The organism is Planktotalea sp., from assembly GCF_039984035.1.
GTDB lineage: Bacteria > Pseudomonadota > Alphaproteobacteria > Rhodobacterales > Rhodobacteraceae > Planktotalea.
Genome location: NZ_JBDWVM010000441.1, coordinates 1 through 7,415, shown reverse-complemented (window position 1 = coordinate 7,415; position 7,415 = coordinate 1). Strand labels below are relative to the sequence as shown.

At 52.8% G+C, this 7,415-nt stretch carries 6 protein-coding genes; 4 read left to right on the top strand and 2 right to left on the bottom strand.

Annotated features, from left to right (window positions below; translation table 11 throughout):
• Positions 1–1,224 (bottom strand): sugar ABC transporter permease (locus tag ABJQ89_RS19615; RefSeq protein WP_348497842.1); only part of this gene is annotated, 1,224 nt, incomplete at its 3' end.
• A 111-nt stretch (positions 1,225–1,335) separates the two neighbouring features.
• Complete coding sequence (locus ABJQ89_RS19610) at positions 1,336–2,598, bottom strand: ABC transporter substrate-binding protein (RefSeq protein WP_348497841.1); 1,263 nt, start codon at positions 2,596–2,598, stop codon at positions 1,336–1,338.
• 220 nt (positions 2,599–2,818) lie between these two features.
• On the opposite strand from ABJQ89_RS19610, the gene ABJQ89_RS19605 reads away from it, so the two are divergent.
• From ABJQ89_RS19605 to tdh, 4 genes are all read left to right on the top strand, one after another.
• Positions 2,819–3,865: a substrate-binding domain-containing protein gene (locus ABJQ89_RS19605; RefSeq protein WP_348497840.1), complete on the top strand. Its 1,047-nt coding sequence runs from the start codon at positions 2,819–2,821 to the stop codon at positions 3,863–3,865.
• Positions 3,866–4,300: 435 nt separating this feature from the next.
• Positions 4,301–4,870, top strand: a complete 570-nt coding sequence (locus ABJQ89_RS19600) for an XRE family transcriptional regulator (protein WP_348497839.1) — start codon at positions 4,301–4,303, stop codon at positions 4,868–4,870.
• A gap of 91 nt (positions 4,871–4,961) precedes the next feature.
• The gene (locus tag ABJQ89_RS19595) at positions 4,962–6,149 is read left to right on the top strand and encodes a glycine C-acetyltransferase (protein WP_348497838.1); all 1,188 of its coding nucleotides are present in this window, start codon (positions 4,962–4,964) and stop codon (positions 6,147–6,149) included.
• An 11-nt stretch (positions 6,150–6,160) separates the two neighbouring features.
• Complete coding sequence (gene tdh / locus ABJQ89_RS19590) at positions 6,161–7,189, top strand: L-threonine 3-dehydrogenase (RefSeq protein ID WP_348497843.1); 1,029 nt, start codon at positions 6,161–6,163, stop codon at positions 7,187–7,189.
• Positions 7,190–7,415: the final 226 nt, after the last annotated feature.

Here is a 7,415-nt window from a genome sequence, read left to right as displayed (position 1 = left end):
TTCTTTACGGGCGCTGTAGACATTCCAAACCAGGATCGGGCTTACCAGTAGCATGATGATAATTGCGGACGCCGAGCCAACGCCCCAGTCATTTGCTCGGAACAGTTTGTCGAACATGTAGTTCGCCAGAACTTGTGTCTCCCACTGTCCGTTCGTCATTGCGTAAACGATGTCGAAGATTTTCAGCACGACGAGCGTGATGGTTGTCCAAACGACAACAATCGTGCCTTTGATTTGCGGTACTTTGATCTTGAAAAAGACCTCGAAGGGATTGGCACCGTCCACGATTGCCGCCTCAACAGTTTCTTCAGGAACCCCGCGCAGTGCCGCTGACAAGATCACCATCGCAAAGCCTGTCTGGATCCAAATCAAAACGATCATCAGGAAAATGGAATTCCAAAATGGTACGGTCAGCCATGTTTGGGGTTCGCCATAGGTGAAGGTTGTTGTCAGTAGCGCGACGATCGACATCAGCGTTTTGAGGATCAGCCCTGCGCCTGTCAGCGCTGCGATAATGCGAAGCGCTTTAAAGAGTGTCCCTTCGTTTGTGTGGGCGCGGCGCATCGGTGCGATCACTGACTTGATGGCGTAGGCTACCATCGCCGCAAAGGCGAGCATCAGGAGGGTCGGTATCAATTTCAAGGCAAGAGTTGTGCCGAAGCCGCCCTCAAAGTTGAGCCAAAGCGCATTTAGAATGCCGATTTGATCTTGCTCAACGGGGCGCGTGTCGTAGACCAGTTTGAAGATAACCGATGCCCCGACAAACGAAATCGCCATGGGCATAAAGATCAGAGATTTAGCGATATTACCCCAGCTGATCCGATCCGTCAGTTGCGCAGCAAGCAATCCGAACGCGGTCGAGGTTGCCGGTACAATAATCAACCAAAGCATGTTGTTGCGCATGGCTTCCATAAACTTTGGCTCTGCAAACATCTGATGGTAATTTGCCAGACCAACAAATGCACCGCCCGCATCGCGATCCGTCAGAGACAATCGAAATGTCTCAATGACGGGATAGCCAAGGTACAGTCCAAGGGCGGCCATTGCAGGAAAGAGGAACAGCCAAGGGCGAACCATATTGGCACGCGTGATATTGCGACCTTTGTCCCCTGCTTTTGGTGGGAAGATAACTTTGTCCAAGATCATGTTGGAAAAGTAAAAATACCCAAGGCAGGCACTGACGCCGATAGCAACGGTGACGATACCTAGAAGTGCCGGATTCATTGGACATACCTTTCAAGTGACGCGGTGCACGGGCAATGAGGAAGGACATTTTTAGCGTGCCCTGACCGATTTTCGCCGGACAGGGCATTTTCAAATCCTAGTCAGTTAGGATCAATCAGGCCAAGAGGCATCAATGCCCGCCGCTACAGAAGCTGCGTCTTTGCCGCTCGCGTAGTCGACCATTCCGGTCCAGAAGCTACCTGCACCCACTGCGCCTGGCATCAGGTCAGAGCCATCAAAACGGAACGTGGTCGCGCCAAGAAGAACGTCATTTAGTGCGCGTGAAGTATCATCCTGGAACTTGGACGCATCGACACCTTTGTGCGGTGTCAGGAAGCCACCGTGACCCATCCAGATTTCGTGTGCTGCGGGGTCACGCAGGAACTCGATCAGCTCTTGAGCGCCTTCGCTTGGGTTCGTAATCGCAAACAACGTGCCCGCACCAAGAACGGGTGAGCCGAGATCTTTTTCCGCAAAGGCTGGGAAGTAGAAGAAGTCAGCATCTTCACCCACAACGGTGCCTTCTGGGAAGAATGCAGGGATGAATGAGGCCTGACGGTGCATGTAGCACTGTGGTGGACTGTCAAAGAGACCTTTTGGGCTATCACGGAAGTCTGTTGATGCTACAGCACCCGCGCCGCCAGCCACATAATCATCGTTGAGCGCAAATTTACCGAATGTTTCGATCGCTTCGATGACCTCAGGGGAGTTGAACTTTAGCTCGTTGGAAACCCATTTGTCATAAAGGTCAGGCGTTTGCGTGCGCAGCATCATATCCTCGACCCAATCCGTCGCAGGCCAACCTGTCGCTGCCCCGGAACCGAGACCGATGCACCATGGGGTGCCGCCATCTGCCACGATTTGATCAGAGAGCGCGATCAGCTCTTCCATCGTCTCAGGAATTTCGTACCCGGCGTCTTCGAAGTTTTCGGGTGAATACCAAACCAGCGATTTCAGATCGACGCGGAAGAACATGCCGTAAAGCTGCTTGTCGCCGTTCTCATCCGCATAGGATCCCAAATCAACCCATGACTGACCCGCAGCATAGTTTTCGCGGATCCAATCAGCAGAGCCTTCTTTGAGCGGCGTCAGGAAGCCGCGCGACGCCATGTCTGCGGCAAGACCGGGTTGTGGAAAGATCGAAATGTTAGGAGCAGAGCCCGCTTCGGCGTCGATCAAAACTTGTTGCTCAAAGCTGTCGGAGCCGACGTAAGACACTTCGTGGCCTGTTCGCTCTTCAAAGACATCAAAAATCTCTTCAACGATCTCGGCTTCGGGGCTGAGCCACGTACCAAAGACTGTGATTTGTTCGGCTGCTGCCGCATGTGCAGTGACGGCCAAAGCCGCAACACTGGCGTAAAAGGCGGATTTCATTTCGTTTCTCCCATTTGGCGCTTCGATTTTGGAATGCGACGTTCAAGTCGTAAATTTTAAAGCGCTTTCAATAGTGCACAGACACTACGATTCTAGCCTTCATGTCAAGATCATTCGAAAATCGCAACTTCACAGCGCAGTTGATGCATTTGCACTTGACCATAGTTGCGAACATATAGGATTATCGAAACGACATTCGAAAGCGCTTTAATTCTTTTGATTGGGTAGGGATTTGAACTTAAAAGAATTTTCAAAGCAGATCGGATTGTCGCAGACGACTGTCTCGCGGGCCCTTGGTGGTTATCCGGAAGTGAACCCGAAAACGCGTGCGCGTATCGTTCAAGCGGCTGAACAATTTGGCTACCGCCCTGACAAACGCGCCCGTTCGCTCGCGACTGGGCGGTCTTTCAACATTGGGCATGTTCTCACCTCTCGCAACAAAACCGAGCTGGTTAACCCGATCTTCGGCGACTTCATCGGCGGGCTTACCGAAACAAGTTCTGCGGTTGGATATAGTCTGTCATTGACTCTGACCGAGGCTGCCCAAGAAGAAGCGATTTATCGAAAGCTAAAGTCTGAAGGCGCTGTGGATGGCGTGGTTTTGCAATTGCCACGGCCTAATGATCCGCGCATCGCGCTTCTAAAAGAGATTGGATTGCCCTTTGTGGTTCATGGGCGTTCGACCAACGTCACCACAGAATACGCTTGGGTCGACGTTAATAACCGCCGCGCATTTGAGCGCGCGACACAATTTTTGCTGGATCTTGGGCATACGCGCATCGGCCTTATTAACGGCGATGAAACAATGGATTACGCAATGCGGCGCCGTTCGGGTTTTGAAGATACTTTGAAGGCTGCTGGCGTTGAAGCAGACCCGCAATTGATGTCACGTGGCTTCATGACGGAAGACAATGGACACGCGATTGCACGTGATTTTCTGTCCCGTCCCGATAGGCCAACCGCCTTGCTGACGTCTTCGGTGATCTTAGCCATCGGCGCGCGAAGGGCGATACAGGAGGCCAACCTGACCATGGGCAAAGATGTCTCTTTGGTCTGCTATGATGATGATCTTTCCTATTTGTCTAACCGACAAACAGTACCCGTATTCACCGCCGTTCGATCGTCGGTTCTGTTGGCGGGACAGGAGATTGCGAAAATGCTAATCAAGCAAATCGAAGAACCCGACTCCGAGCTGTCGCACGTCTTGTTGGAAGCGGAATTGGTCGTTGGGCAATCGACCGGCCCAGTTTCAAAGCCTTTCATTTGAACGCATAAGTCGCCCCTCCTTGGAGAAGACATAGACGCCGCCAACCAAACAGCTGCGGTACTTTGATTACGACTCCTGAACTTAACTTGAATGCAAGACTTGATCGAGTTCGGGGATGTTTTGCTTGTGGCGGCAGTCTTGTTGATTAAAGCCGCAAACGATACACGACTGGAAGTGGCCTATCGCAATGGAAAGCTGCCATTCATACCGGCTGCAGCATCCGTCATAATGGGCTCAGACCAGACTTTCGCTGCATCAAGGCATGTCCTTGCTCATCGAGCCACTAAACCGTCACTCACGGCCCAAACCGGACGTTGGTGCTAGTCGCAATTAAAGTCGGATTTGAGTCCATATGGACCGATGCTGCATCATACCTAGATGTCTACTTTCGGGATTGGCTTGTAACCTTTGGCTGCCGTAGTATTAGTTTCCATTATGACGGAAAATCACGAAGATATATTAAATGCCCTGCCTGCACGCCTTAAAGATGCTCGCAAAGCCAAGGGCCTGTCCCTTGACGCCATTGCAAATCTCAGCGGCGTATCGCGATCTATGGTGAGCCAGATTGAACGTGGGGAAAGCAGCCCAACGATTGCGACCCTCTGGAACCTAACGCGTGCGCTGAATGTCGATTTCGCCGGACTTCTTGATCAGACGGATAGAGGCGACCGCATTGATGTCTTAAAGGCAACTGAGGTGCCGACGATCGACAATATCGGCCAAGGGTGCCGCATCGCTATTCTGTCTCCGCCAGAAGATGCAGGGGGACATGAGGTTTATGATATCTCGTTTCACGTGGATGGTTTGTTGAGCAGCCAGCCGCATGCCCGTGGTGCGTTCGAGCAGTTGGTGGTTATTGAGGGACGTGTAAAGGTGACGTCTGGGGCTGCAACGTCGCACATCGCGCAAGGCGATACTGCACGCTATGCGGCCGATGTGCCTCATGTCATCGAAGCGGTTGACGGGGCTGCGCGGGTTTTCCTTATTGTGAAATCCAGTGGGTGAATGAATAACGGAAGCAAATCCGCAATAACGGATTATTTTATTGCGGATCTATGTCCGCTATGACAGAAGTGGCGTCTTAAAGGAGACTGCCATGCCCAATGCTTTTCTGAACGATATCAGCACGACTCTGACCCAAATTGAAGCCGAAGGTCTATTCAAACGCGAACGCCTGATCATGTCGCCACAGGCGGGTACCGTGTCCGTTCAAGGTCGCGATGTTATCAACCTGTGTGCCAATAACTACCTTGGCCTTGCGGATCATCCGGCGCTTGTCGATGCCGCCAAGGAGGCAATGGATGCCAACGGGTTTGGTATGGCCAGCGTTCGGTTTATCTGCGGCACGCAAGACCTACACCGTGAATTGGAACAACGGCTCGCCACGTTCCTTGGTAAGGACGACGCGATCTTGTTTGCGGCTTGTTTCGATGCCAACGGCGGGTTGTTTGAGCCGCTTCTGGGGCCAGAGGATGCGATCATCTCTGACAGCCTAAACCACGCGTCTATCATCGTCGGCATTCGCCTGTGTAAGGCGCAGCGGTATCGCTATTCCAACAACGACATGGCTGATCTTGAGGCGAAGTTGAAAGACGCCAAAGCCGCCGGCGTGCGTCACATCATGATTGCCACAGACGGTGTATTTTCCATGGATGGGACGCTCGCCGATCTTCCCAGTGTGCGTGCATTAGCCGATAAATACGATGCGGTTGTTATGGTTGATGATTGCCATGCAACGGGATTCATGGGGCCGAACGGTGCGGGCACGCCGGATCACTTCGGCGTCGATATCGATATTCTGACGGGCACCTTGGGCAAGGCACTTGGCGGCGCCATTGGCGGCTATATCGCGGGGCCCCAGCCGGTCATTGATTTGCTGCGTCAACGGGCACGTCCTTACTTGTTTTCCAATTCTTTGCCTCCTTCAATTGTGGCTGCAGGCATGGAAGCTATTCGCCTTGTAGAAGAACGGGCCGACCTGCGCAGTAAACTGTTTGAAAATGCCGCACATTGGCGTGCTGGCTTGACCAAATTGGGGTTTGATCTATTGCCCGGCGAACATCCAATCATCCCAGTTATGCTCGGCGAAGCGCAGCTTGCACAGGATATGGCGGCACTTTTGTTTGACGAAGGCGTCTATGTGTCGGGCTTTTTCTTCCCAGTTGTCCCACGCGGACAAGCCCGTATCAGAACCCAGATGAATGCCGCACTCACAACGGCTAAACTGGACAAAGCCCTTGCTGCATTCGCCAAAGTTGGTCGCAAGTTGGGAGTGATCTCATGACGGTCAACACGATGACCGCTTTGGCAAAGACTAAGCCAGAAGAAGGGCTGTGGATGATCGAAGCGCCTGTTCCTGAGATCGGCGCAGATGACGTTTTGTTCCGCGTGAATGCGACAGGTATTTGCGGCACCGACATCCACATCTGGAACTGGGATGAATGGGCGGCAGCAACAGTTCCTGTTCCGATGATCACCGGCCACGAATTCGCGGGTGAGATTGTCGACATGGGCCGCAATGTCACCGGCCTAACACTTGGCCTGCGTTGTTCTGGCGAAGGCCATCTGATCGGCACTGAAAGTCGTCAGGCGCGGGCAGGGAAATTCCACCTTGATCCTGGCACGCGCGGGATTGGCGTGAATGAACAGGGGGCATTTGCACAATACCTGCGGCTCCCTGCCTTCAACGTGGTGCCGCTGCCCGATGATATTCCTGATGAGATTGGGGCGATCCTTGATCCGCTGGGCAATGCGGTTCACACGGCCCTGAGTTTTGAATTGTTAGGCGAAGACGTATTGATTACCGGCGCTGGCCCCATTGGCATCATGGCTGCCGCCGTTGCGCGGCATGCCGGTGCGCGCAATGTTGTCCTGACGGATATCAACCCGGACCGATTGGCGCTTGCCCAGACTGTCGTGCCAACCGCGCGCACCGTCAATGTAAGCAAAGAAGACCTCAACGACGTAACTCACGAGTTGGGCATGACCGAAGGTTTCGATGTCGGGTTGGAAATGTCAGGCAGCCAAATCGCGCTGGATCAAATGGTCGAAGCCTTGGTGATGGGCGGCAAGATTGCCCTTCTGGGCATCCCCCCAGGGGAATCCCCCGTGAATTGGAGCCGGATCGTGTTCAAAGCCATCACCATCAAAGGCGTCTATGGCCGTGAGATGTTTGAAACTTGGTACAAAATGATCGCCATGCTGCAAAACGGTTTGGACGTCAGTAAGGTCATCACCCACCGCTTGGACGTCGGTGATTTCGCGAAAGGTTTTGTCGAGATGAAGTCGGGGCGGTCTGGGAAAGTGGTGCTGAACTGGTGTTAAGTCTAAAGCAGCATTTGGCAACTCTTGGTTGATGTTTGCGTCGTCCCGTAGCGCAATCATCGCTGCACATGCAGCGAATGACTGGTTTCCGCCAATTCGTAACACCTTACTCCAGTTTGGAGGCTATCAAACATAATGTGCGTTATCGGTTGCGTTTACAGATGTTTCACAGCAAATAGTTGGCTTAGTCTCGTTACCGTCTACCTATTTTAGCCTCAAGGCATGA